Source organism: Bradyrhizobium ontarionense, from assembly GCF_021088345.1.
In the GTDB taxonomy this organism is placed as follows: Bacteria; Pseudomonadota; Alphaproteobacteria; order Rhizobiales; family Xanthobacteraceae; genus Bradyrhizobium; species Bradyrhizobium ontarionense.
In genome coordinates, this window is sequence record NZ_CP088156.1 from 2,986,582 (window position 1) to 3,012,402 (window position 25,821).

24 protein-coding genes are annotated in these 25,821 nt (G+C 66.6%); 13 read left to right on the plus strand and 11 right to left on the minus strand.

The features are described from left to right. Positions 1 to 275: 275 nt before the first annotated feature. The gene (locus tag LQG66_RS13505) at positions 276 to 1,472 is read left to right on the plus strand and encodes an amidohydrolase family protein (protein ID WP_231327774.1); all 1,197 of its coding nucleotides are present in this window, start codon (positions 276 to 278) and stop codon (positions 1,470 to 1,472) included. A gap of 269 nt (positions 1,473 to 1,741) precedes the next feature. On the opposite strand, the gene LQG66_RS13510 is transcribed toward LQG66_RS13505, so the two are convergent. The 8 genes from LQG66_RS13510 to LQG66_RS13545 form a co-directional block, all read right to left on the minus strand. Further along, positions 1,742 to 2,257, minus strand: coding sequence for a MarR family winged helix-turn-helix transcriptional regulator (locus tag LQG66_RS13510; protein WP_231326708.1), 516 nt, complete (start codon positions 2,255 to 2,257; stop codon positions 1,742 to 1,744). Between the two features lie 12 nt (positions 2,258 to 2,269). After that, the gene (locus LQG66_RS13515; protein WP_231326709.1) at positions 2,270 to 2,974 is read right to left on the minus strand and encodes an ABC transporter ATP-binding protein; all 705 of its coding nucleotides are present in this window, start codon (positions 2,972 to 2,974) and stop codon (positions 2,270 to 2,272) included. Next, positions 2,971 to 3,762 carry an ABC transporter ATP-binding protein gene (locus LQG66_RS13520; RefSeq protein ID WP_231326710.1) on the minus strand — a complete coding sequence of 264 codons (792 nt, stop codon included), beginning with the start codon at positions 3,760 to 3,762 and terminating at the stop codon, positions 2,971 to 2,973. The genes LQG66_RS13515 and LQG66_RS13520 overlap by 4 nt, the downstream gene beginning before the upstream one ends. Continuing rightward, the gene (locus LQG66_RS13525; protein WP_231326711.1) at positions 3,759 to 5,645 is read right to left on the minus strand and encodes an ABC transporter permease; all 1,887 of its coding nucleotides are present in this window, start codon (positions 5,643 to 5,645) and stop codon (positions 3,759 to 3,761) included. The genes LQG66_RS13520 and LQG66_RS13525 overlap by 4 nt, the downstream gene beginning before the upstream one ends. 185 nt (positions 5,646 to 5,830) lie before the next feature. After that, complete coding sequence (locus tag LQG66_RS13530; protein WP_425601338.1) at positions 5,831 to 7,018, minus strand: ABC transporter substrate-binding protein; 1,188 nt, start codon at positions 7,016 to 7,018, stop codon at positions 5,831 to 5,833. Positions 7,019 to 7,060: 42 nt separating this feature from the next. Next, positions 7,061 to 7,645 carry an amino acid synthesis family protein gene (locus tag LQG66_RS13535; protein ID WP_231326713.1) on the minus strand — a complete coding sequence of 195 codons (585 nt, stop codon included), beginning with the start codon at positions 7,643 to 7,645 and terminating at the stop codon, positions 7,061 to 7,063. 42 nt (positions 7,646 to 7,687) lie between these two features. Further along, the gene (locus tag LQG66_RS13540; RefSeq protein WP_231326714.1) at positions 7,688 to 8,575 is read right to left on the minus strand and encodes a UPF0280 family protein; all 888 of its coding nucleotides are present in this window, start codon (positions 8,573 to 8,575) and stop codon (positions 7,688 to 7,690) included. After that, entirely contained in the window at positions 8,572 to 10,023 is a 1,452-nt protein-coding gene (locus LQG66_RS13545) for a 6-hydroxynicotinate reductase (RefSeq protein ID WP_231326715.1), read from the minus strand. The genes LQG66_RS13540 and LQG66_RS13545 overlap by 4 nt, the downstream gene beginning before the upstream one ends. 284 nt (positions 10,024 to 10,307) lie before the next feature. On the opposite strand from LQG66_RS13545, the gene LQG66_RS13550 reads away from it, so the two are divergent. The 10 genes from LQG66_RS13550 (at position 10,308) to LQG66_RS13595 (ending at position 22,579) form a co-directional block, all read left to right on the plus strand. Further along, on the plus strand, positions 10,308 to 10,790 hold the full coding sequence (locus LQG66_RS13550; protein WP_231326716.1) for a (2Fe-2S)-binding protein: 483 nt from the start codon (positions 10,308 to 10,310) through the stop codon (positions 10,788 to 10,790). After that, positions 10,790 to 14,335: a molybdopterin cofactor-binding domain-containing protein gene (locus LQG66_RS13555; RefSeq protein ID WP_231326717.1), complete on the plus strand. Its 3,546-nt coding sequence runs from the start codon at positions 10,790 to 10,792 to the stop codon at positions 14,333 to 14,335. Before LQG66_RS13550 ends, LQG66_RS13555 begins: the two co-directional genes overlap by 1 nt. Positions 14,336 to 14,488: 153 nt before the next feature. Beyond that, positions 14,489 to 15,271, plus strand: a complete 783-nt coding sequence (locus LQG66_RS13560; RefSeq protein WP_231326718.1) for an IclR family transcriptional regulator — start codon at positions 14,489 to 14,491, stop codon at positions 15,269 to 15,271. After that, a complete protein-coding gene (locus tag LQG66_RS13565) occupies positions 15,271 to 16,146 on the plus strand; it encodes an ABC transporter permease (protein ID WP_231326719.1) in 876 nt (291 codons plus the stop codon). The genes LQG66_RS13560 and LQG66_RS13565 overlap by 1 nt, the downstream gene beginning before the upstream one ends. A gap of 8 nt (positions 16,147 to 16,154) precedes the next feature. Next, positions 16,155 to 17,033 carry an ABC transporter permease gene (locus tag LQG66_RS13570; RefSeq protein ID WP_231326720.1) on the plus strand — a complete coding sequence of 293 codons (879 nt, stop codon included), beginning with the start codon at positions 16,155 to 16,157 and terminating at the stop codon, positions 17,031 to 17,033. A 14-nt stretch (positions 17,034 to 17,047) separates the two neighbouring features. Further along, positions 17,048 to 18,112 carry an extracellular solute-binding protein gene (locus tag LQG66_RS13575; RefSeq protein WP_231326721.1) on the plus strand — a complete coding sequence of 355 codons (1,065 nt, stop codon included), beginning with the start codon at positions 17,048 to 17,050 and terminating at the stop codon, positions 18,110 to 18,112. Further along, entirely contained in the window at positions 18,109 to 19,197 is a 1,089-nt protein-coding gene (locus LQG66_RS13580; protein WP_231326722.1) for an ABC transporter ATP-binding protein, read from the plus strand. The genes LQG66_RS13575 and LQG66_RS13580 overlap by 4 nt, the downstream gene beginning before the upstream one ends. Before the next feature lie 10 nt (positions 19,198 to 19,207). After that, on the plus strand, positions 19,208 to 19,924 hold the full coding sequence (locus tag LQG66_RS13585) for an AroM family protein (RefSeq protein ID WP_231326723.1): 717 nt from the start codon (positions 19,208 to 19,210) through the stop codon (positions 19,922 to 19,924). Then, positions 19,921 to 21,024 carry an S-methyl thiohydantoin desulfurase family protein gene (locus tag LQG66_RS13590; RefSeq protein ID WP_231326724.1) on the plus strand — a complete coding sequence of 368 codons (1,104 nt, stop codon included), beginning with the start codon at positions 19,921 to 19,923 and terminating at the stop codon, positions 21,022 to 21,024. The genes LQG66_RS13585 and LQG66_RS13590 overlap by 4 nt, the downstream gene beginning before the upstream one ends. 1 nt (position 21,025) lies before the next feature. Continuing rightward, entirely contained in the window at positions 21,026 to 22,579 is a 1,554-nt protein-coding gene (locus LQG66_RS13595) for a hydantoinase/oxoprolinase N-terminal domain-containing protein (RefSeq protein WP_231326725.1), read from the plus strand. A 10-nt stretch (positions 22,580 to 22,589) separates the two neighbouring features. On the opposite strand, the gene pncA is transcribed toward LQG66_RS13595, so the two are convergent. After that, a complete protein-coding gene (gene pncA / locus LQG66_RS13600) occupies positions 22,590 to 23,213 on the minus strand; it encodes a bifunctional nicotinamidase/pyrazinamidase (protein WP_231326726.1) in 624 nt (207 codons plus the stop codon). 183 nt (positions 23,214 to 23,396) lie between these two features. On the opposite strand from pncA, the gene LQG66_RS13605 reads away from it, so the two are divergent. Both LQG66_RS13605 and LQG66_RS13610 read left to right on the plus strand, forming a co-directional pair. Beyond that, positions 23,397 to 23,693 carry a hypothetical protein gene (locus tag LQG66_RS13605; RefSeq protein WP_231326727.1) on the plus strand — a complete coding sequence of 99 codons (297 nt, stop codon included), beginning with the start codon at positions 23,397 to 23,399 and terminating at the stop codon, positions 23,691 to 23,693. 49 nt (positions 23,694 to 23,742) lie between these two features. Continuing rightward, positions 23,743 to 23,958, plus strand: a complete 216-nt coding sequence (locus tag LQG66_RS13610) for a hypothetical protein (RefSeq protein ID WP_231326728.1) — start codon at positions 23,743 to 23,745, stop codon at positions 23,956 to 23,958. On the opposite strand, the gene LQG66_RS13615 is transcribed toward LQG66_RS13610, so the two are convergent. Both LQG66_RS13615 and amaB read right to left on the minus strand, forming a co-directional pair. Continuing rightward, positions 23,955 to 24,149 carry a DUF3606 domain-containing protein gene (locus LQG66_RS13615; protein WP_231326729.1) on the minus strand — a complete coding sequence of 65 codons (195 nt, stop codon included), beginning with the start codon at positions 24,147 to 24,149 and terminating at the stop codon, positions 23,955 to 23,957. The two genes, LQG66_RS13610 and LQG66_RS13615, sit on opposite strands and share 4 nt — an antisense overlap. 75 nt (positions 24,150 to 24,224) lie before the next feature. Beyond that, complete coding sequence (gene amaB, locus LQG66_RS13620) at positions 24,225 to 25,775, minus strand: L-piperidine-6-carboxylate dehydrogenase (protein WP_231326730.1); 1,551 nt, start codon at positions 25,773 to 25,775, stop codon at positions 24,225 to 24,227. Positions 25,776 to 25,821: the final 46 nt, after the last annotated feature.

The following is a 25,821-nucleotide window of genomic DNA, read 5'->3' on the forward strand; positions in this document are numbered from 1 at the left end:
GGCTACGCGTTGACGATTGAGCCCGGAATCTCGAGATTGTTGGAAAAGACCGCAAGACAATCTCGAGATTCCGGGTTCAAGGCCTCTCGGCCTTGCCCCGGAATGACGGTGGTTGTGACGCAGTCGAACTAGGCAACTCGCGCCTCATCTTCGTGCAACACCGCCGCTTGCCGGCCAATATCATTCGTGTACGAATGAACAAAACCGGCTTGATGCTGCGCCGCGTGCGGGCGCAAACTGCCGTTGAACGCTTCGCGAGAGAGAAGGACATCCCGATGGCCCATGACGCGCCGCAAGCGACCGGTCCCAGCAAGCTGGTCATCCGCAACATCGGCCTGATCCTGTCAGGGGCACTGGAGCGGCCCATCCTGGACGCCGACACCATCGTCGCCGAGAACGGCAAGATCACGGGAATCGGCCGCTTCAAGGACGTCGACACCGAAGGCGCGAGCACGATCGTCGATGCCCACGGCACGACCGTCGCGCCGGGCCTGATCGACAGCCACGTCCACCCTGTGGCCGGCGACTGGACCCCGCGCCAGAACCAGAGCAACTGGATCGACTCCTATCTGCATGGCGGCGTCACCACCATGATCTCCGCCGGCGAGGTGCACATGCCGGGCCGTCCGCGCGACGTCGTTGGCCTGAAGGCGATGGCGATCTTCGCGCAGCGCGCGTTCTGGACCCTGCGGCCCGGCGGCGTGAAGGTGCATGCCGGCGCCCCTGTCATCGAATGCGAGATGGTCGAGGACGATTTCAAGGAGCTCGCCGCGGCCGGCGTCAAGCTGCTCGGCGAGGTCGGCCTCGGCGGCGTCAAGGACGGCCCGACCGCGCGCAAGATGGTCGGCTGGGCGCGCAAATACGGCATCCAGAGCACCATCCACACCGGCGGTCCCTCGATCCCCGGCTCCGGCCTGATCGACAAGGACGTGGTGCTGGAAGCCGGCACCGACGTGATCGGGCACATCAATGGCGGCCACACCGCCCTGCCCGACGATCAGATCCGCTGCATCTGCGAGGGCTGCAAGGCCGGCCTCGAGCTGGTGCACAACGGCAATGAGCGCTCGGCGCTGTTCACCTTGCGCACCGCGCGCGAGATGAACGAGCTCAACCGCGTCATCCTCGGCACCGATGCGCCGGCCGGCTCCGGCGTGCAGCCGCTCGGCATCCTGCGCATGGTGTCGCTGCTGTCCTCGCTCGGCGACGTCCCGGCCGAGATCGCGTTCTGCTTCGCCACCGGCAACACCGCGCGGATGCGTGAGCTCGACTGCGGACTGATCGAGGTCGGCCGCGCCGCCGATTTCGTCATCATGGACAAGGCCCAGCACTCGCCGGCCAAGACGCTGCTCGACAGCGTGCAGCTCGGCGACCTCCCCGGCATCGGCATGACCATCATCGACGGCATCGTCCGCACCCAGCGCAGCCGCAACACCCCGCCGGCGACGAAGATCCCGGAGATCGTGGCGAAGTAGATTCGCTCCGCTCTCTCCCCCGTCATTGCGAGCGAAGCGAAGCAATCCAGAGTCGCGCGTGAAGCTCTGGATTGCTTCGGCGCAAGAGCGCCTCGCAATGACGCCGTGAGTTTGATGAAGATTGCGTAGGGTGGGCATAGGCGCACGCGACGCGCCAGCGTCTTGTGCGACGTGCCCACCGTCTTCCTCGTTGCATGAGATGGTGGGCACGACGTCTTCGCTGCGCGAATCCGTCTTTGCCCACCCTACGCGATCTGCGCTCGTGGCGACTATCGCAGCCTGTTCAACAGCCCCAGCAGCGTCTCGCGCTCCTTGGCATCGAGCGGCGCCAATGTCTCCTTGGAGATCGCAAGCGCCAGCGGCGCGGTTTTCTCCGCGAGCTGCTGGCCGGCGCGGGTCAAACTCACGAGCAGCCGCCGGCCGTCCTGCGGGTCCGGGCTGGTCTCGGTCAGACCACGCGCGGTCAGCCGGTCGATCACGCCCTTGATCGTCGCGACGTCCATCGCCGTGAAACGTCCCAGCTGGTTCTGCGAGCATGGCCCGGTCTCGATCAGCTTCGACAGCGCCGCCCATTGCGTCGGCGTCAGGTTGCTGCCGATGTCACGCGCGAAGATCATGGTGTGACGCTGCCACACCTGACGCAGGATGAAGCCGATCTGGTCGTCCAGCACGTATGCCGCACGTGTTGGCTTGGCCGCCATCTTCGCCAATGGCTTGGCCTGCGGCTTCGGCACAGTCTTCGTTGCGGCTTTTGCCGATCGCTTCAGCGTGGCGCTCTTGGCCATGGGATTCCTTGCTCAGATCGACAGATGCGCGTCGCGGATGTCGGGCCGCGCGTCGAGCTCGGCCATGGTGCCGGAAAAGCAGATGCGGCCGCGCTCGATGATGTAGGCGCGGTCCGAGATCAGCTTGGCGAAATGCAGGTTCTGCTCGGAGACGACCAGCGAGACGCCTTCCTTCTTCATGGTGAGGATGGCATCGACCATCTGCTCGACGATCTTCGGCGACAGGCCCTCCGAGGGCTCATCGAGCAGCACCAGCGACGGATTGCCCATCAGGGTGCGCGCGATCGTCAGCATCTGCTGCTCGCCGCCGCTCATCCGCCCGCCGGGCCGGTTCTTCATCTCGCCGAGATTCGGAAACAGTTGATACAGCTTCTCGCGCGTCCATTGCGGCGCATTGGGTCGCGGCTTCTGCCGGCCGACCTCGAGATTTTCCTCGACCGTCAAATCGGTGAAGATGCGCCGCTCCTCGGGAACATAGCCGAGACCGGACCGAACGATCTCATGAGTCGGCGCCGTCGAGATATCCTTGCCTTCGAACATGATCTGGCCCTCGCGCAGCGCGACGAGACCTACGATCGAGCGGAACGTGGTCGACTTGCCGGCGCCGTTGCGCCCGAGCAGCGCCACCACCTCGCCCTCGCCGACCTCAAGGCCGATGTCGAACAGGATATGCGCAGGACCGTAGTGGCTGTTGAGATTAGCGACGGACAGCTTCATGCCGGAGCTCCCTCGCGATGGTCAGCATCATACAGCAAGCCTTCGCCGAGATAGATCGCCTGCACCTCGCGGTTGGCCCGCACCTCGGCCGGCGATCCCTCAGCAATGAGGCTGCCGCGATTGAGCACGAGAATGCGGTCCGCGTGCTCGAACACCACGTCCATGTCGTGCTCCGTGAAGAGGACGCCAATCGACTGCTCGCGGGCGATCCTGGCCGTGAGCCGCATCAGCTCGACGCGCTCGCGCGGCGCCATGCCCGCGGTCGGCTCGTCCATCAGGAGCAGCTTGGGGTGGTTGGCGAGCGCGATTGCCAGCTCCAGCCGCTTGAGATCGCCATAGGCGAGCTCGCCGCAGGGACGCTCGGCATAGCCGGCCATGCCGACGAGATCGAGCAGGCGGTCCGCCTCGCCACGCTCGATTGCAGCCATCGGCGTCCAGAAATCGAACAGGCGCCGATGAAACGAAACCAGGGCGACCTGGATATTCTCGCGCACGGTCATCGTCGGATAGGTTGCGGTGATCTGGAAGGTACGGCCGACGCCGAGCCGCCAGACCTCGCGCGGCTTGCGGCCGGTCGTGTCCTCGCCCATGACCGTGATGCGGCCGCTGTCCGGCACGTTCTGGCCGTTCAGCATGTCGAAGCAGGTGCTCTTTCCCGCACCGTTCGGGCCGATCAGCGCCAGGATCTCGCCGGCCTGCAGCATGAAGGAGACGCTGCGCACCGCGTGAATGCCGCCATAGGATTTGGACAGGCCTTCGACTGAGAGAAGGGATACACCGAGACTCATTGTGCCCCCTCAATCTTGGCCGACAGCGCAGCCGCCTTGGGCGCCGCCGCACGCCGCCGGTGCATGAAGCTCTCGACTACGCCGACGATGCCCTTCGGAAACACGACGACGATCAGCACGATGAAGATGCCGAGCACGAGCTTGGACAAGTCGGTCTTGCTGACCAGCCAGATGTTGAGCGCCTTGTAGACGATGGCGCCGAAGATCGCGCCCGGCACTGTCTCGACGCCGCCCAGCAGCACCATGACCAGCGCATCGACCGACAACGAGATGCCCATGTTGTCAGGGAACACGCTGCCCTTGAGGTAGGCGAACAGCGCGCCGCCGATACCGGCCGTGGTGCCGGCGATGATGAAGGCCGTCCACTGGATACGCTTGCCGTTGATGCCGATCGACTCGCTGCGCAGCGGCGAGTCCCGCATCGCGCGCAGCGCGTAGCCGAACGGCGAGAAGGTGATCAGGCGCAGCACGCTGACGACGAGCGTGGTGACACCGAGCGCGAGCCAGTAGAAGTGCGGCGGCGAGGCCGCCCATGTCTCCGGCCACAGGCCGAGAATGCCGTTGTCGCCGCCGGTCACCCCTACCCATTGGAACGCGACCGACCAGACGATCTGGGCAAAGGCGAGCGTCAGCATCGCGAAGTACACACCGGAGAGCTGCACCGCGAAGGCACCGAACACCGCCGCGCCCAGCGCGCCGAGAAGCGGCCCAAGCAGCAGGCATGCGATCATCGGCAATCCCGCCATCTTGGCGAGAAAGGCGACGCCATAGGCGCCGAGGCCGAAATAGGCGGCGTGGCCAAACGAAGCTAGCCCGCCGACCGCCATCAGGAAGTGCAGCGAGGCCGCGAAGATCACGAAGATCGCGATCTCGGCGCCGACGTTCAGCGCGTAGTTGCCGCTGACGAAAGGCAGCATCGCCGCGAACGTCAGCGCGGCCAACGACGCCAAGCGCTCGACCGAGGACAGCGGACGCCACGGGATGACGGTGAGGCCGGGCGTGCGTCGCGCCGGCGCTTCCTTCCTGCCGAACAGACCCCAGGGACGCACCACCAGCACGACCGCCATGACCAGGAAAATCAGGATCAGCGAGATGGTCGGGAAAATCAGGATGCCGAAGGCGTTGAGCTCGGACACCAGCACCGCCGCGACGAAGGCGCCGAGGATGCTGCCGAGACCGCCGATCACGACCACGACGAACACTTCGACGATGATGCGCAGGTCCATGGCATGGTGGACCGCATCACGCGGAATCTGCAGCGCGCCACCGAGCGCCGCTAGAAAGACGCCGACCGCGAACACCGAGGTGAACAGCCATTTCTGATTGACACCGAGCGCCGCCACCATGTCGCGGTCCTGCGTCGCCGCGCGCACCAGGATGCCCCAGCGGGTGCGCTGGAACAGCAGCCACAGCGCGCCGAGCACGATGGGACCGAGCGCGATCAGGAACAGGTCGTAGCTTGGAATGTTCTGGCCGAAGAAATCAACGGCGCCCTTGAAGCCGGGCGCCCGGCGGCCGAGCAGGTCGTCCGGCCCCCAGATCAGGACCACGAGGTCCTCGACCATCAATGTCAGGCCGAAGGTCGCGAGCAGTTGGAACAATTCCGGCGCATGATAGATCCGGCGCAGCAGCACGATCTCGACCAGCACGCCGATCGCAGCCACCACGAGCGCCGCAACGACGATGCCGCCCCAGAAGCCGAGCGCGCCGGACAGCCGCTCGGTCAGCGTGAACGCGACATAGGCGCCAAGCATATAGAACGCGCCGTGGGCGAAATTCACGATGCGGGTGACGCCGAAGATGATCGACAGTCCCGACGCCACCAGGAACAGCGAGGCCGCACTGGCAAGGCCGGTCAGGAACTGGACGAAGTAGAAGGCCATGGGCGGTCCGCGTGAGGGAAATCGTCGAAATCGAGCTAAGCCGCGTCAGAGCTCGTGCTCTCCACAACGAGAGCCGGCGAGCAAGCGTGGGGTGAGGGATCTCAGCCTGAACCTGCAGATCAGGCGTCGTCGTCCCTCACCCCGCCCGCTCTCCCCCCGCTGGAGGAGGAGCAGGATAGTGTGGATCAGTCCTTCGGCCGCAGCTTCGCGACCTCCGCGTCGCTCGGCAGATAGTCCGAGCCCTTGCGATAGACGGTGTCGACCATGATGCCCTTGCCGTCCTTGATCGCGGTCTTGCCGACGTAAGCGCCGAGCGTCGACTGATGGTCGATCTTGCGGAAGGTGATCTCGCCGAACGGTGACGGCACGGCGAGGCCCTCGGCGGCGGCGATCAGCTTCTCGGTATCGGTCGAGCCGGCCTTGGCGAGAATAGCGGCGGCCGATTTGATGGTCTGGTAGCCGACGATCGAGCCGAGCCGCGGATAGTCGTTGTACTTGGTTTGATAGGCCTTCAGGAACGCGTCGTGCTCCGGCGTCTTGATCGAGTACCAGGGATAGCCCGTCACGATCCAGCCCTCGGGCGTCTCGTCCTTGAGCGGATCGAGATATTCCGGCTCGCCGGTGAGGAAGCTCACGACCTTGCGGTCCTTGAACACGCCGCGGGTGTTGCCTTCGCGAACCAGCTTCACGAGGTCAGCGCCAAAGGTGACGTTGAGGATCGCTTCCGGATTGGCGGCGGCGACGGCCTGCACGACGGGACCGGCGTCGATCTTGCCCTGCGGCGGCCACTGCTCGTCGACCCACTGGATGTCCGGGCGCTTCTCGGAGAGCAGCTTCTTGAACACCGCGACCGCCGACTGGCCGTACTCATAGTTCGGCGCGATCGTCGCCCAGCGCTTGGCCGGAAGCTTGGCAGCTTCCTCCACCAGCATCGCGGCCTGCATGTAGTTGGAGGGACGCAGGCGGAAGGTGTAGCGATTGCCCTTCGACCAGGTGATGGCGTCGGTCAGCGGCTCGGCCGCCAGGAAGAACACCTTCTTCTGGTTGGCGAAGTCGCTGACGGCGAGACCAATGTTCGACAGGAACGTGCCGGCGAGCATCGCAACGTTCTCGCTCGACACCAGCTCGTTCGCCGCGGTCTGCGCATCGGCCGGCTTGCCGCTGTCGTCCTTGGAGACGACGACGAGCTTCTTGCCGTTGATGCCGCCGGCCGCGTTGATCTCCTCGACCGCGAGCTGCCAGCCCTTGCGATAGGGCTCGGTGAAGGCGGGCAGCAGCGAGTAGCTGTTGATCTCGCCGATCTTGATGACGTCCTCGGCGCGCGCCGTGCTCATCAATCCGGCGACGGCAAGGCCCAGGCCTGCCGCAAGCATCGTTCTCCGTTGCATTCCCTTAGCCTCCAATGTTGACCCGAATTACCTTAACCCGTCATCGCCCTTGATCTCGGCGACGGTGAGCCCGCCGACCCGCGGCAGCGGCCGGCCACTGTCGGTCACCGCAAGCGCCACCATGATCTCGTTCGCACGCGGCGCATCGTTGATCTGCACCTCCATGCCGTCGAAATGACTGCGCACGAAGGCGGCGTCCTTGTGCCCGAGCGGGATGTCGAGCGTGCAGCCGACCCCGCCGCGCTTCTTCGACGACGGAATCAGCGCCGCGCCCTTGCCGAGCACCTTGCGGACCGGTGCGCCCATCTTCGGATGCAGGATCGCCGCCGCATGCTCCAGCTCGCCGTCGCTGCCGACGGCGGCGGCCTTGCCGTAGCTGTGCGCCGCCGGCCCTTCGATGCCGAGCGCGGCGACCGCGCGCTTGGCCAGCATTTCGCCGAGCTCCTCGCCGATCGCGATCAACGGCGACAAGTCCTCGACGTAGCGGCCCGCGAACGGATTCTCGATCACGGCGACGGCTGCCGCGCGCCGCGTCGGCGGCGAGACGGCCTTGCCCATCTCCCGATGGACTTCCTCGACCACGGTCACGATCTTTCTGATGACGGCGCTCATCGTCGGCGGTCCTTCATGTTCCAGCACACCATGCATCAAACCTTACGCGGCCGCCGCCCGCAACCGCGGCGGACGGACAATCTCGATCTGACGCACGCCCACGACGCGAACGCTCCCGCTCAGCTGCAGCACGGCGCCCTCGATCAGGCCGTCCGACAGCAGCGATTGCGCACTCCGCTCGCCCGCAGCCAGCGCGGCGTCCACATCAGCATCACACAGCTCACCCACCTCGCATGTGACGAGGCGGTGACCAAGGTCACTATCCGGCTGCAGCTCACAGGCGGCACGGCGAAGCACGGCAGGATGATCAGGAAGATCGACCGCATTGCCGATCACGGTCGCAGCAGCGTCAGCCTGCGCGGCGCTCCGCGCGAGCACGGTCACCGCATCGGCAATGCCGAGCGAGAAACTGCGGCCATGGCGGCCCGAGGTGGCGACGCCGCGGATCGCATCGCCCGCACGGAGCGTCATCCTGCGCATCATGCCGGCGCTGTCGGGCCGGTCCATCAGGCCGACGCTGAACGTCGCCGCATCCTGCAGATGGAGCGCAATGTCGCCGCCATTGTTGACATAGGCGCGCGTCAATTTCGCCGCCCCCAGCATCGCGCCGAGAATCTCCTCGGCGACGGCACCGGCCACGGCAGCCATCGGCGTGATGAACATGTCGCCGGCAAACGGCGCCACGGCGCGATGCATTCGCCGCGCAACCACGCCGCCCAGCATGCAACGATCCGGATCCGCAGCCCTGCGCAACCCGGGCAGCTCCGAGCAAAGCTCGTCTAGCAGTCCCGTGAAACGTTCGGCTGCGGCGCGATAGGCGGCGCGAATATCGGCCTCCGCGCCGTCGGCGCCGATGATCAGATCGATCGGGCCGTCCTGCAGATGCAGCCTCCGGTCGGGCAACACCACGATCTGCGGCTGCCGGCTCATGTGCTCTGCCCCGGCCACGGCAGCTGACGGATGTCCTTGCTCGCATCCTTGAGCGAACCAAGCGGCTGCACATAGTCCATGTGGCCGCCGAGCGCCGCATAGTCCGACAGCCTCAAAGTGAACTCGATCGGCGCGACGATCGCAGGCGTCGGCACATAGCCGAAGGCGCCGGCCGGCATCTGCGTCACGTCCACCATGTAGGTGATGCCGCCGCCGGGCCAGACATAGACCGGCGCGCCGCCGCTCGTAACCCGCGTCAACGCATCCTTCACCGAGCGCGTCAGCCGCACCGGATTGTCGGTGACACCAGCGCGCAGCGAGCCGCCGGCACCGGCCATGAAAAGCACGGTACACAGCGCCGGCTCGCAATTCTCCTGGATGCGCTCGACCGAGAATTGCAGCTCCGGCGGCATCTCGCGCTGGACCGGCTTCAAGGCCTCATCGAGCACGTAGTAGCCGGCGTGCTCGCCGGTCGTCGACACCATCAGCAGCGTCGTTCCCGGCTTCGCCGTTTTCGGATCGAACGGCCCAAGGATCGACAGCGGATCGGAGATATCGGTGCCGCCCCATCCCGTGCCGGGCTGCGCGACCTGGAAGTAGCGGCCCGGAGTCGAGCGCCGCCCCTTCATCTTGATGCCGGTCGCGGGAATGTCGAGCAGCTTGCCGGCCTGGTGCTCAGAGAGCACGCCGGTGATGTGGTCGTCGACCACGACGACCTCGTCGACCTTGCCCTGCCACTGCTTGGCGAACATGCCGATCGTGGCCGAGCCGCAGCCGACGCGCATGCGCTCTTCCTTGACGCCGTTGACGATCGGCGGCTGCCCCGCCTGCACGATGACGCTGGCGCCGCCGTCGACGACGAGCTCGACGGGCTTGCGGTTGCTGAGATCCATCAGCGCGTCGCAGGTGACGCGCCCCTCCTTCTTCGAGCCGCCGGTCAGATGATGCACGCCGCCGAGCGACAGCATCTGCGAGCCGTATTCGCTGGTCGTGACGTGGCCGACCGCCTCGCCGTCGACGCGCACCGTCGCCGCTTCCGGCCCGAGATAGCGATCGGTGTCGATCTTCACCTTGACGCCGCAATAGCTGAAGATGCCCTCGGTCACGACGGTGACCATGTCGACACCCTCGATCTGCGACGACACGATGAACGGCGCCGGCTTGTAGTCGGGATAGGTGGTGCCGGCGCCGATCGCGGTGACGAACAGCTCCGGCTGATGCACGATCTTGCCGTCCCAGTCGCCGCTCGCCTGGAACGGCACCAGCTTGCCGCCATGCGACACCGTGCGCTCCAGGAGAATATGCGGATCGACGCGCACCAGCACGCCGTCCTGATTGGCATAGCGGTCGCAGGCGCCGGCCGCGCCCGGCTTGATGTAGCACATCACCGGGCAGGCATCGCAGCGGATTTTGTCCCCTGCACCATCGCTCGCCGTCTCAGTCACCATGCAGCAGCTCAATTTGGAATGGAGATCGTCACAGCCGCCAGACGGGCGCGGCAATTCGTTCGTATACGAATGATGATGCCCGGCTCTCCCGGCTGTCAAGCGCCGCCGCGAATGAAAAGCACGATTGCCGGATAAACGATCAGTTTGCCCTGCACAATGACGAGAAATCGTGCATGCACTGCAGCAAGAAACGTGGCACTTGCATGTTAGTACACAAACGATACGCTCCGGGCGACCAGCATCTCATCCTCGTTAACGATACCATACCGGACGGCAGAAGGGGCATGACGCCAGCAACGATTCGGCTGACCGTGAACGGACAGGCGCATGACGTCGCTGCCGCGCCCGACACGCCGCTGCTCCATGTGCTGCGCAACGACCTCTTGCTGAACGGTCCCAAATACGGCTGCGGCCTCGGCGAATGCGGCGCCTGCACCGTGCTGATCGACGGCCGCGCCGCCCGCTCCTGCGTCATTCCGATCGAGGGCTGCATCGGCCGCAGCGTCATCACGCTGGAAGGCCTGGGATCCCGCGAGAACCCGGACGCCGTGCAGCAGGCCTTCATCACCGAGCAGGCCGCGCAATGCGGCTACTGCCTGAACGGCATGATCATGACGACCAAGGCGCTGCTCGCAATCAAGCCCGATCCTTCGCTCGACGAGATCAAGCAGGCGCTGCGCTACAATCTCTGTCGCTGCGGCGCCCATGTCGAAATCCTCCGCGCCGCCCTGCGCGCGGCCGGCCATACGCTCGAGGCGCTGGACTGATGACGGACAGCGTTGACAAGGAAGCCAAGCAACATGTCGGCTGGCTGACCGTCGAGCGCGCCGAGGCCGGCGCTGGCCGCCAGTTCGAAACCTTCATCCGAATCACTGCGTCCGGCGAGGTCTCGGCTTTCAACGGCCATGTCGATCTCGGCACCGGCATTCGCACCGCACTGGGACAGATCGTCGCAGAAGAGCTCGACGTGTCCTTTGCACGGGTCGTGGTCGTGCTCGGTGACACCGCCGTCGTGCCGAACCAGGGCGCGACCATTGCGAGCGAAACCATCCAGATCACCGCGGTGCCGCTCCGCAGGGCCGCAGCGCAGGCGCGCGCCTTTCTGCTGACCCGGGCCGCGGCGCAGCTCGGCGTTTCCGCTTCCGAATTGACGGTCGACGATGGGCTGGTCCGTGGTCCCAACAATCGCGTGCTCAGCTATGGCGAGTTGATCGGCGGCGACACGATCCGTCTTGAGCTGGCCGACGACGTCGCCGTGAAATCGGTCGACAACTATCAAGTCGTCGGCCGATCGGTGCCGCGCGTCGACCTGCCGGCGAAAGCGACCGGCGAGCTGACCTATGTGCACGACGTCCGCATCCCCGGCATGCTGCACGGCCGCGTCGTGCGTCCGCCCTATGCCGGCGTCGATGCCGGGCCCTTCATCGGCACCAGCCTGCTCGGCGTCGACAAGGACTCGGTGCGCGACGTTCCCGGTCTGATCGACGTCGTCGTGATCGGCGACTTCATCGGAACCGTCGCCGAGCGTGAGGAGAACGCCATCCTCGCCGCCGAGCGTCTGAAGGTCAGTTGGAAGCCGGTGCCGACCTTGCGCGATCTCGACGATGTCGAGAACGCGCTGCGCGCCAATCCGTCGAGCCCGCGGCGGCTGCTCGACAAAGGCGACGTCGATGCTGCCATCGCAGGCGCGGCCAAGCCGATGCGGCGGACCTATCTCTGGCCCTATCAGATGCATGGCTCGATCGGGCCATCCTGCGCAGTCGCCGATTGTCGCGACGGGCAGATCCGCATTTATTCCGGCACGCAGAATCCGCACATCCTCCGCGGTGATCTCGCCAAGCTGATTGATTGTCCCGAGGATCAGATCGAGCTGATCCGGCTGGAGGCCGCCGGCTGCTACGGCCGCAACTGCGCCGACGATGTCACGGCCGATGCGCTGCTGCTGTCGCGTGCGGTCGGCCGCCCGGTGCGCGTGCAGCTGTCGCGCGAGCAGGAGCATCTGTGGGAGCCGAAGGGCACCGCGCAGTTGATGGACGTCAATGGCGGCCTCAATGCCGACGGATCGGTTGCCGCCTATGAGTTCGCCACGCGCTATCCGTCCAACGGCGCGCCGACCCTGGCCTTGCTGCTCACCGGCCGCATCTCGCCCGAGCCGGCCGTATTGGAGATGGGCGACCGCACCGCGATCCCACCCTACGACTACGACCACATGCGCATCACAGCGCATGACATGCCGCCGATCGTGCGCGCCTCCTGGTTTCGCGGCGTCTCGGCGCTGCCCAACAGCTTCGCGCACGAGTCCTATATCGATGAGCTTGCCACTGAGGCCGGTGTCGATCCGATCGAATACCGGCTGCGCTATTTGAAGGACGAGCGCGCCCGCGACCTCGTCAACGCGGTGGCCGAGCGCGCCGGCTGGACGCCGCGCCCAGTGCGGGAAGACAAGACACCCGACAAAGGCGTCGTGCATGGCCGCGGCTTCGCCTATGCGCTCTACGTCCACAGCAAGTTTCCCGGCTATGGCGCGGCGTGGTCGGCCTGGATCGCCGATGTCGCCGTGAATACGACGACCGGCGACGTCAGCGTCACCCGGGTCGTGGCGGGCCAGGATTCCGGCCTGATGATCAATCCGGACGGCGTGCGCCATCAGATCGAAGGCAACGTCATCCAGTCCACCAGTCGCGCGCTCATGGAGGAGATTCCGTTCGCGCGCGGCAAGGTCGCCGCGCGGGAATGGGGCGCCTACCCGATCATCACCTTCCCCGACGTCCCGAAGATCGACGTGCTGATGCTGCCGCGGCCGGATCAGCCGCCGCTCGGTGTCGGCGAATCCGCCTCCGTTCCCAGCGCCGCCGCGATCGCCAATGCCATCTATGACGCCACCGGCGTGCGCTTCCGCGAACCACCTTTCACGCCGGAGCGCATCCTCAAGGGCCTGCGCGGCGAACAGGTGGAGACGCCGGCGCCGCAGTCGCTGCCGGCGCCTGACAAGCCGGCGACGACATGGCTCAACCCCTTCGCCAAGCGCGGCGGCCTCATCGCCAGCGCCGTTGCGGCCTGTGCCGCGGCCATCGGCGTGGCGAGCGCCGTGCTGCCCTGGCGTGCGATCGCGCCGATCACGCGGCCCGATCCTTCCGTCTATTCCGCGGCGACGATCGCGCGCGGCGAAGCGCTCGCGGCGCTCGGCAATTGCGCGGTCTGCCACACCGCCGACGGCGGCGTGGTCAACGCCGGCGGGCGCGCGCTGGAGACGCCGTTCGGCACGCTCTTCAGCACCAACATCACGCCCGATGTCGAGACCGGCATTGGCGCCTGGTCCTATCCCGCGTTCGAGCGCGCGATGCGCGAGGGCGTGCACCGCGACGGGCGGCAGCTCTATCCGGCCTTCCCCTACACGCATTTCGCACGCACCGGCGATGCCGACCTGCAGGCGCTCTACGCCTACCTGATGGCGCAGCCGTCGGTCCGCCAACGGGCGCCCGACAATGCGCTGCGCTTTCCGTTCAATCTGCGGCCGCTGGTCGCCGGATGGAATGCGCTGTTTCACGACAGCCAGCCGTTCAAGCCCGATCCGGCCAAATCAGAGCAGTGGAATCGCGGCTTCTATCTGGTCGAAAGCCTCGGCCATTGCAGCGCCTGCCATTCGCCGCGCAATGCGCTCGGCGCCGAGCCGCGCAATGCCTATCTCGCCGGCGGCTTTGCCGACGGCTGGGAAGCGCCCGCACTCACGTCACTCTCGACCGCCCCGATTCCGTGGACGGAGGACGAGCTCGCCACCTATCTGCGCTCCGGCCAGTCGCGCTTCCACGGCGTTGCTGCCGGCCCGATGGCGCCGATCGTCAAGGATCTCGCGACGCTGCCGGACACTGATATCCGCGCCATGGCGACCTATCTCGTCTCCTTCCAGGAGCCCTCAGCCGACACGGCCAAACTGGACGCGATGGCCTTCGAGCTGGAAGCGCGAACCAAGGTGACCTCGGCCTCCTCGCCGGCAGCCCGACTCTATCTCGGTGCCTGCGCCGCCTGTCACGAGGTCGGCGGCCTGCCGCTGTTCGGCAGCCGGCCCTCGCTCGCCCTCAACAGCAATTTGCACAGCGCGACGCCCGACAACCTGATCCAGGTGATCCTGCACGGCATCATGAAGCCGGCCTCGTCCGACCTCGGCTACATGCCCGCGTTCAAGGACCATCTGAGCGACGCGCAACTCTCCGAGCTCGTCTCCTATCTCCGCGGGCAGTTTGCCCCGGACAAGCCGGCCTGGACGGACGTGGACGCCGCAGTCGGCCGCATCCGGTCGGCCCTGGCGCATTGAGGTCGACGATGCTCCCCATTCGCCCGGCGCCGCGACCACCACCCTGACGCGCATTCGGGCAGCGCCTTGCCAGTATTTTCGCCTTGCGGCAGACGGCCTGCCGCTTCTAGAATTCGGGACTATGTTCCGCATATTGGAACCAACGGTATCATCATGAGCGCCCTGACCAACGCCATCGACATCCTGCGCTGCTTTTCGACCTCGCGGCCGAACCTCTCGTTTGCCGACGTGCAAGTCCTGACCGGCAAACCGAAGAGCTCGACCTCGCGCCTGCTCCGCTCGCTGCGGGACTGCGGCCTGCTCGAGCAGGACCCGCACAGCCGCCGCTACCGTCCCGGCCTGCTCACCTTCGAGCTCGGGCGGCTGCATCGCGCCCATGACGACCTGATCGCAACCGCCGAGCGCGAGCTGCGCGACGTCTGCGCGCGCACCGGCCACACCGGCTACATCGCCGTGCTCGACGGCTATCAGCAGGTCGTGCTGCGCATCGTGCCGGGCTCCAATCCGCTGCGCGTCGTCAACCCGCCGGGCCAACGCACGCCGGCGATCATCACGTCGAACGGCCGCGCCATGCTGGCGCGCCTGTCCGACCAGGAGATCCGCGCGCGCGTGCCGCTGGACTATCCCAAGGTCCCCGCCAACTCCCCGCAGAATTTCACCGAGCTGATGGCCCGGCTGAACGAGATCCGCCGCACCGGCATCTCCGACGCTGCTGATGAAGCCATCGAAGGCGTCGGCTCGCAGGGCTTTGCGCTGGCCAGCGGCGAGAGCGGCGAGCTCATCGGCATCGCCGTCTCCTATTCGGTCCAGGCCACCACCGAGCTCGAGCGCGCCAACGTCCGCCGCGAGCTTGGCGCGATGGCCGCGAAGCTGCGGCGCATGACCGGTGATCCGCAGGGCCAGACCATCGAGCAGCTGACCGGACTGGCCTCCTGATGCCCGCTACCGGTGCGCCGCGCGTCAACAGCCTCGCGCTGTTGATCCTGCCGAGCGCGCTGCTGTTCGCGTTGTTCTTCTTCCTGCCGATTGGGCTGATGGCGGTCATGAGCGTCCTGACCGGCAATCCCGTCGTTATGCCGAATGTCGGCTTCACCACCAAGCACTACGCCCGGATGGGCAACGACAGCTATTATCTCGAGGTGATCTGGACCACGATCCGGATCGGCCTCTGGACCACCCTGGCGGCGCTCGTGATCGGCTACCCGCTGGCGCATTGGATGGCGCGGATCAAGAGCCGCACCGGCCATGCGCTGCTGCTGATGGCGGTGCTCGCGCCGATGCTGACCGGCATCGTCGTGCGCACCTTTGCCTGGATGACGCTGCTGTCCGACAAGGGCGTCATCAACCAGATCCTGACCTCGCTCGGCCTCATCACCAAGCCGCTGCAGCTGATGTACAACGAGACCGGAATCATCATCGGCCTCGTCCACATCTACGTGCCGTTCATGGTGCTGACCCTGACCGGCGTGATCGGCCGCATCGACGAGCGGCTGGAGCAGGCGGCGGAAAATCTCGGCGCCAGCCCATGGCGGGCGTTCCTCGAAGTCACCCTGCCGCTCAGCCTGCCCGGCATCCTCGCCGGTTCGCTGCTGGTGTTCGCGCTCGCGATCAGCGCCTATGTCACGCCGATCCTGCTCGGCGGCTTCCAGATCATGACCCTGCCGATCCTGATCTATCAGCAGATCTCCGCGAACTTCAACGTCGGCTTCGCCGCCGCGCTCGGCATGGTGCTGCTCATCATTTCGCTCTCGCTCGTCGTCGCGTATAATCACGTGCTCGGCCTCGTCTCGGGCCAGCGCGAGCTGCAATGAAGGCGCAGATGACGAGCCTCGCTCCAGGATCGCAGCCACCGCGTGCTGCGCCGATTGATCTGGCGACCGCACCGGCCGTTCGCAGCAAGCCGTCGCCGCTCCGGTGGGGCCGCAGGCTCTATCTCGCCGCCAACAGCGTCATCCTCGTCTTCCTCCTGGCGCCGATCGCGATCGTGATCGTGTTCGCGCTGAACCCGACGCCTTTCATCCAGTTCCCGCCGGTCGGCGTCTCCTTGCGCTGGTTCGAGAAGTTCTTCGCCTCGCGCGACTTCATGCATGCGCTGCTCTTCAGCCTGGAAGTCGCGGCGATGACGACGGTCGCCGCCACCGTGCTCGGCGCGTCTGCAGCGCTTGCGATCGCCCGCGGCAACCTGCCAGGCTCCCGGCTGATCGTGGCCACCATGCTGTCGCCGCTGATGCTGCCCGCGATCCTGACCGGCCTCGCCCTGTTCCAGTCCTACGTGCTGCTCGACGTCGGCCGCCCGCTCTGGGGATTGGTCGCGGGCCACACGCTGGTGACGATCCCTTACGTCGTCAGGACGACGCTCGCCGTGTTGCATAATTTTGACGTGCGACTGGAGGAAGCCGCGCAGAATCTCGGCGCCAGCCCGGCCCGGACCTTCTTCGAGGTCACCTTGCCGCTGGTCAAGCCCGGCGTTCTGGCAGGCGCGATCTTCGCCTTCATCGTCTCGTTCGATCAGTTCCCGGTGTCGCTGTTCCTGGTCTCACCGGGCAGCGAGACGCTGCCGATCACCCTGTTCAACTATCTCAAATTCGATCTCGACGGCACCATCGGTGCCGCCTCGGTCGTCTCGATCCTGCTCGCCTTCATCGTCGTCATCGCGCTCGACCGCACCGTCGGCCTGCGCTCCTACGTCAAACTCTAACGGAGATCTTTGACATGACCGCCTCATCGCGTCGCTTCCCCCTGAGCCGCCGGCGCCTGCTGACCGCGGCGGCCTCGCTTGGCGCCGGCGTCATCGCGGCGCCTTACGTCGCGCGTGCGGATGAGCCCGTGCTGAACATCACCGGCTGGGGCGGCAAATGGGGCGACGTCATGAAGGCCGAGATCGGTCCGGCCTTCGAGGGCGAGTTCAAGTGCAAGCTCAAGACGGATACCGCGCTGCCGTTCCTGCCGAAGCTGCAGGCGAGTTCGCGCTCGGCGCCGATCTACGACGTGCTGCACACCAATTCGAACGAGCAGTGGGCCGCCGTCGAGATGGGCCTCGTCGAGCCGAAGGTCGATCCCAAGCTGGTGCCGAACATCGCCGACGTCTACCCCTATGCCGTCAGCGACAAGATCGTCGGCGTCTGCATCTTCACCAGCGCCATCGGGCTCGGCATGCGCACCGACAAGGGCTATGCCAACATCACGTCCTGGAAGGAGCTGTGGGATCCGAAGTACAACGGCGTGCGCGGCGGCTACGTCATCCCGGTGAACAGCCTGGGGCAGGCGTTCCTGATGATGTGCGGCACACTCTATGGCAAGGGACAGATGGATCTCGACGCCGCCTATGCGGCGCTGGAGAAACTGAAGCCGATCAAGCTCGTCGACTTCACCGGCGCGATGGAGAAGCTGCTGCTGTCGGGCGAGGTCGGGCTGGGCGTGATCCACGATTCCGGCATCTACCGCTATGACGGCCAGAATCAGCCCACCGAGTTCGTCACGCCGAGCGAGGGCGTGCTGTCGCTCGAGCAGGTGCTCAGCATCACGCCCGGCAGCAAGGTGAAGGAGCTTGCCAACGCCTATGTGAACTACATGCTGCGCCCCGATGTTCAAAAGCGCTTGGCCGAGACGGTGTGGTATTCGCCGGCCAACAAGAAGGTCAAGCTCGACGCGAAATATGATGCGAAGCTGCTGACCACCCCGGAGAAGGTCAGCAAGCTGATCCAGGTCGACTGGAAGTGGTACAACGCGCAGAAGGATGAGATCGACAGCCGGGTCAACCGGATCTTCCGCGCATGAGTGCGACGATCGAGATCGCCGGCGTCAGCAAGATCTATGACGGCGGCGTGCGCGCGGTCGACACCGTGGCCATGGATATCCGGCCGGGCGAGTTCTTCTCGCTGCTCGGTCCGTCCGGCTGCGGCAAGACCACGACCCTGCGCATGATCGCGGGCTTCGACACCCCGAGCATCGGCGAGATCCGCGTCGACGGCGCCGACGTCACGCATGTGCCCGCGCACAGGCGCGACATGGCGATGGTGTTCCAGAACTATGCGCTGTTTCCGCATCGGACGGTGGCGGAGAACGTCGCTTTCGGCCTGCGCATGCGCAAGATCGACAAGCCGACGATCGCCTCCAAGGTCAAGGCAGCGCTGGCGATGGTCGAACTGTCCGGCATGGAGGACCGCAGGCCGGCGCAGCTGTCAGGCGGTCAGCAGCAGCGCGTTGCGCTTGCCCGCGCCATCGTCATCTCGCCGCGCGTGCTGCTGTGCGACGAGCCGCTCGGCGCGCTCGACAAGAAGCTGCGCCAGCAGATGCAGTTCGAGCTCAAGCAGCTACAGAAGACCCTCGGCCTCACCCTCGTGTTCGTCACCCACGACCAGGAGGAAGCGCTCGCGATGTCCGATCGCATCGCCGTTATGAACGCAGGACGCGTCGAGCAGATCGGCACGCCGGTCGAGATCTACGATCAGCCGCGAACGCGTTTCGTCGCCGACTTCATCGGCGACACCAACATCTTCCGCGGCCAGCGCGTGACGATGGACCACGGCACGGGCATCGCGGTCGGCAACGGACTCGTGCTGGCGTTGCCCGGTGTAGTCGCAGCGGCGGACAACGAGGTGCTGTCGGTCGCCTTGCGGCCGGAGAAGATCATGGTTTCGCCGGGTGGCCCCGTGGATGTCAGAGCCACGGGGATGTCGGCCCATGGCACGGTCGAGAGCACCAATTTCCTCGGCGGCGCCGTGCTGTACCGCATCGTCCTGGACGGCGGGCAGCGCGTGCTGGCCCAGCAGCCGAACTCCGGAGCCGCCCAACTCCATGCGCCCGGTCATCCCGTCACACTCGGCTGGCGTCCAGCCGATCTCGTCATTCTCGAGGATTGATACTTTGACCATGATACTCTCAGCGGCATCGCCGGACACCGCCGATCGCTCTTCGCCGCAGCGGCGCGTCGGCGTCGTGGTCATCGGGCAAAGCCCGCGTCCCACCATGGAAGCCGAGATCGCAGCCGTATTGTCCCCCGGCATGACGATCGAGCTGCGCGGCGCGCTCGACGGCATGCGCCGTGACGAGATCGACCTGATACCGCCGGTCGATGGCGCCGACGCGCTGTTCACCTTGCTGCCGAACGGCGACAACGTGCGCATCAGCAAGAAGGCCGTCGAGGGCCGCGCCAATGCACAGCTCGCGGCGTTTCGGCAGGAAGGCATCGACGTGGTCATGCTGGCCTGCACCGGCAAGTTTCCCAACCTCACGCCGGAGGGCCTCGTGATCCTGCCCTCGGCGGTCCTGCACAAGATGGTCGAGGCTGTCTTGCCGAAGGGCCGGCTCGGCGTGTTCTCGCCGCTGCCGGAGCAGACCGCGCTGATCGCCGGCAAATGGCGGCGCGAAGGTGTCGAGGTGGTCGGCGTCACGCTGCAGCCGGGCTCGGATGATGCGAGCGTCGATACGGCGGCGCACGAAATGGCAGCCAGGCACCCCGACCTCGTCGTGCTCGACTGCATGAGCTACACCAGCGCCAACAAGGCCCGCCTCCGTCGCCACTACTCCGGTCCCGTGATCCTGTCGATCGCCGCGGCTGCCCGTGTCGTCGAGGAGCTGGTGTCGTGAGCGCGGTCGAGATGAAGACGATCAGCCTCGACGACATCGAGGCGCTCGCGGTCGGCGCCTGGATCCTCGGCACCGGTGGCGGCGGCAGCCCCTATCTCGGCCTGCTCAATTTGCGCCGCCTCTATGCGGAGGGCCATCGCGTACAGCTGATGTCGCCGCTCGAGCTTGCCGACGATGACTGGGTCGCTGTCGTCTCCAACATGGGCGCGCCCTTGGTGGGCCAGGAACGCCTCGCCGACAGCCGCAGCATCGCGCGCGCGGTGCGCATGCAGGAGGAGATCAACGACATCAAGTTCCGCGCGGTGATGTCGGTCGAGATCGGTGGCGGCAACGGCATGCAGGCGCTGATGGCGGCGGCCCATCTCGGCATTCCCGTCGTCGACGCCGACTGCATGGGCCGCGCCTTTCCCGAAGCGCAGATGACGTCGGTGGCGATCGGCGACCTCAGGCCCTATCCCTGCACGCTCTATGATCCGCGCGGCATCGAGGCCGTGGTGACGAAGGTGCCGAGCTGGAAATGGATGGAGCGTGCCAGCCGCAAGATCTGCGTCGAGATGGGCTCGATCGCCTCGACCAGCAAGGCGCCGCGTACCGGCCGCGAGGTCAAGGACTGGGGTATCCATTTCACCACCACCAAGGCGATCGCGATTGGCCGTGCGGTCGACGCAGCCAACCGGAGCCATCAGGACCCGATCGCGGCGATCCTCGACTGCGAGGGCGGCCAGCGCCTGTTCACCGGCAAGATCGTCGACGTCGAGCGCCGCACCACCGAGGGTTTTCTGCGCGGCAGCGCCGTGATCGAGGGCAGCGACGACGATCGCGGCACGCGGCTCAAGCTGTCGTTCCAGAACGAATGGATCGTGGCCTGGCGCGACGGCGAGGCGATCGCGATGTGCCCCGACCTGATCTGCGTGCTCGACAGCGTCAACGGCCATGGCATCGGCACCGAGACCGTGCGCTATGGCCAGCGCATCACCGTGATCGCGCTGCCGGCGCCGGCCGTTTTGACCAGCCCGCGCGGGCTCGACTTCGTCGGCCCTCGCGCCTTCGGCTACGACCTCGATTTCCGGTCGCTGTTTGCGACCCCTGGAGCTCCTTAGAATGAAGCGTATTGGTATAGACGTCGGTGGCACCAACACCGACGCCGTCCTGATTGCCGACGACAAGGTCGTCCACTCCGTCAAAAGCGCGACCACCGCGGATGTCACCTCCGGCATTCTCGCCGCGCTGAAGGCGCTGCGCAGCAATCCCGCAGCGGCCGTGCCGGTCGATGCGGTCGTGATCGGCACCACGCATTTCATCAATGCGGTGGTGCAGCGGCGGCACCTGCAGCAGATCGGCGCCATCCGCATCGGCATGCCCGCCTCCGCCTCGCTGCCGCCGTTCTGCGACTGGCCGACCGATCTCGCCGCGCTCGTCAACGGCGAGACTTTCATGCTTGAGGGCGGCCACGACTATGACGGCCGTCCCTTCATGCCGCTCGACATCGACGGCCTGAAAGCCGCCGCGCGCGCGATCAAGGCCAAGGGCCTGCGCTCGGTCGCGGTCGCGTCGTCGTTCTCGCCGCTCGATCCGAGTTGCGAGACCACGGCGCGCGAGATCCTCGCCGAGATCTGCCCTGATGTTGCGGTCACGCTGTCGCACGATCTCGGCCGCATCGGCCTGCTCGAGCGCGAGAACGCTGCGCTGCTCAATGCCGCCCTCCACGACCTGGCCGTCACCACGGTCGCCGCCTTCCGCAAGGCGATCGCGGATTCCGGCATCGACGCGCCGCTGTTCCTGACCCAGAACGACGGCACCGTGATGCAGGCGGAGATCGCGACCGCGTTCCCGGTCATGAGCTTCGCCTCCGGCGCCACCAACTCGATGCGCGGCGCCGCGTATCTGTCCGGCCTCGACGACGCCATGGTCGTCGACGTCGGCGGCACCACCAGCGACATCGGCCAGCTGCGCCATGGTTTTCCGCGCGAAGCCAACGCGGTCGTCGAGGTCGGCGGTGTCCGCACCCTGTTCCGCATGCCCGACCTGCTGTCGATCGGGCTCGGCGGCGGCAGCCACGTCGAGCAAAATCCCGTCCGTGTCGGTCCGCTCAGCGTCGGATATCGCCTGACGTCCGACGCCCTCGTGTTCGGCGGCGACCGCCTGACCGCCACCGACATCGCGGTCGCGGCCGGGCTGATCGACATCGGCGACCGCGCGCGCGTCGCGCATCTGCCGAAAAGCGTGATCGATGCGGCGCTGGCCGACGCCCATCGCCAGCTCGAGGGCGACATCGACCGCATGAAGACCGAGGCCGGCGACGTGCCGCTGCTGGCGGTCGGCGGCGGCGCCTTCCTGGTGCCGAAGCGCCTCGCCGGCATCTCCAAAATCATCCGCGTGCCGCATGGCGACTGCGCCAATGCGGTCGGCGCGGCCATCGCCCAGGTCTCGGGCGAGGCCGACCAGGTGTTCCGCGACCTCACCCGCGACGACGCCATCGCGGCCGCGCGCGGCATTGCCGAGGAGCGCGCGGTGCAGGCCGGCGCCGACCGCAAAACCCTGAAAACGGTCGACGTCGAGGACATGCCCATCGCCTACCTCCCCGGCAATGCGCTGCGCGTCCGCGTTCGCGTCGCCGGCGCGATCGCCGAGCCGAAGATCGGCGCGGCCGCCTAGTCCGTCACCGTCACGCCAGCGCGGCGATCCTGATCACGCCGGCCTCGGCGCCTTGCGCCTGCGCCGCCGCCATCGATCCACCGAGATCGATGCCGCGGCAGGCATTATCGATCACGACGGCGTCGAAGCCGAACCGGCGCGCATCGACCGCCGAATAATGCACGCAGAAATCGGTCGCGAGTCCAACCAGAAAAACCCGCTTCAAGCCGCGCTCACGCAAGTACCCACCGAGGCCGGTCGGCGTGGTCTTGTCGTTCTCGAAGAACGCCGAATAGGAATCGATCGCGCGCCGAAAACCCTTGCGGATGATCATCTGCGCCTTGTCGGTCGCAAGATCAGCATGAAAGGCCGAGCCCGGCATGCCCTGGATGCAATGCTCCGGCCACAAGGTCTGCGGCCCGTAGGGCATCGCGACGCTCTCGAACGGCGCCTTGCCCGGATGGCTGGAGGCGAACGAGCTGTGACCTGCGGGATGCCAGTCCTGGGTCAGGACAACGTGCTCGAACAAGCCTGACAGCCGGTTGATCACCGGAACGACGGCGTCGCCATCGGCGACTGCCAGGGCGCCGCCGGGACAAAAATCGTTCTGCACATCAATGATGAGCAGCAAATCCTCGTTCGCCTTGATCTGCATCCGTCGTCCTGATCCGCTTGATCACATTGCGTCCAAGATGGCCGCAGCCGCCGGCGATCTCAAGCCGGACCGGGAAGATTCTGGCCGGACCGCCAGCCCCTCCGTTTCGGAATCCCTGCCCTGCATGTCCGGCCTGGAAACACAGCTGAGATCGTGGATTCTCCCTGATGGAGAGCTTCGCCGATGCCTGCCACCACCACACGCCGTCCCGCGATCCGCAGCCTCGACGGCTGGGCGATCGCCACGCTGCGCGAGACCGGCGCCATCGTGGAATGCGAGCCCCATGGCTGGATGCGGGAGTATGGCGACCCGCATGCGCGCATCCGGGCGCTGCGCATCGGCCGCGACGATCCGCCGCCCGGCAGCTCCGCTTCGGACGCGGTCGCAGCAATCGAGAAGGTCCTCGCCGGGATCGGCGACACCTGTCCGGACTGTACGCGCGAAAGCCTCGACGGAGATACCCGGGATTCAAATAAGTGATTCCGCTCCGGCCTCATTCTAGCCTACCGTGTGGCCGCAACAGGGAGACATGCCCGTGTTGAGGCATCCGATTCAGCTGCAGCGCAAAGCGTGCCCGACCTGCGGCAGGCCTCTGGCGGTGCGGGAAGGACGGGACGAGCGGCGCGACGACGAGGGCAACCTGATCTGCCCGAGCTGCGACGGCCCCGATCCGCTGCACTCGCCCAGGGCGCTCCGCTGGACGAGGGGATCGCTGCGGCCGCCGCAGCGGCCGCAGAAGACCTAGCGCGCGAGCTTGCGCTCGACCTTGTTGCGGCCGTTGCCGACCTTCTTGATCGCCTTTTTCACGGCCTGAGCCGAACGTCCGCTCTTCTTGGCTTCGTAGCCGACCTCGTAGTCCTGTCCGCCCGCAACGCGGGCGCGATCCTGCTTGCGTCCGCGCGCTGACTTTGCCGTCGGTGTCTTCTTCGCTGCCATGGCATGTCTCCTTGTCAGCGCGCAACGCACGACAAGGCGAAGCAGTTCCGCAAGTGACGTCAGGCATCGCGCTGATCACCCGATATCGAACTTCACGCCCTGCGCCAGCGGCAGGCTGCGCCCGTAGTTCACGGTGTTGGTGGCGCGGCGCATATAGGCCTTCCACGCATCGGAGCCGGACTCGCGGCCACCACCGGTCTCCTTCTCACCGCCGAACGCGCCACCGATCTCGGCCCCCGACGGGCCGATATTGATATTGGCGATGCCGCAATCGGAGCCGCGCGCCGACACGAACAGTTCGGCCTCGCGCAGATCGTTGGTGAAGATCGACGACGACAGGCCCTGCGGCACCGCATTGTGCAGCTCGAGCGCCGCGTCGAGATCGCGATACGGCATCACGTAGAGGATCGGCGCGAAGGTCTCGCGCTCCACCGGGCCGCTCTGGGTTGCAATCTCGACCAGCGCCGGCCGTACATAATGGGCATCGCCGAAGCCGCCGACCGCGACGCGCTCACCGCCGAACACGCGGCCGCCGTGATCCCGGGCCGCGCTCAGCGCATCCTGCATGGCGTCATAGGCGCCGCGGTCGATCAGCGGACCGATCAACGTGCCCTGCTGCAGCGGATTGCCGATCGCGACCGACGCATAGGCCTGCTTCAGGCGCGGCACCAGCCGCTCGTAGACGTCGGCATGCACGAACAGGCGGCGCAGGCTGGTGCAGCGCTGGCCCGCCGTGCCCATCGCCGCGAAAGCCACCGCGCGCAAGGTGAGGTCGAGATCGGCCGAGGGCGCGACGATCGCGGCATTGTTGCCGCCGAGCTCGAGGAGAGCACGGGCAAAACGGCCGGCGAGGCAGGCGCCGACCACGCGTCCCATCGCGGTCGATCCGGTCGCCGACACCAGCGGCACCTTGGGGTCATCGACCAGCATCTCGCCGACCGCGCGGCCGCCGAGCAGGAGGCCGGCGAGGCCGTCCGGCGCCTCGCCGCCCTCACGCCGGTAGCGGGCAATCGCGCGCGCCAGCAGCGCCTCCGTCGCGAGCGCGGTCAGCGGGGTCTTTTCCGAGGGCTTCCAGACGATGCTGTTGCCGCACACCAGCGCGATCGCCGCATTCCAGGCCCACACCGCCACGGGAAAGTTGAAAGCCGAGATGATCCCGGTGACGCCGAGGGGATGCCACGTCTCCATCATGCGGTGCTCGGCGCGCTCGGTCGCGATGGTCAGCCCGTAGAGCTGGCGCGACAGGCCGACCGCGAAGTCGCAAATGTCGATCATCTCCTGGACCTCGCCGAGGCCTTCGGAGACGATCTTGCCGACCTCGATCGAGACCAGGCGGCCGAGCGCCGCCTTGTTGGCCCGCAGCTCCTCGCCGAGCAACCGCACCAGTTCACCGCGCTTCGGTGCGGGCTCCAGCCGCCACTGCAAAAACGCCGCATGGGCGCGCGCGATCACCGCCGTCGCATCCGCTCTCGTGTCGTCATGCACGTGGGCCAGCACCTCGCCGGTGATCGGCGAGCGGGCGGCTCGCGTCCCCCCGCGCAATCGCTCCGGCGCAACGCCAAGCGAAGTCAGGATATCGGTCGTTTCCGCAGCGAGATTGAGGGACTCTGCTTGGCTGGGCGACATATGCAACTCCGGATTTGTCTTTCGCGCCGGTGCGCGCGAGACGTCA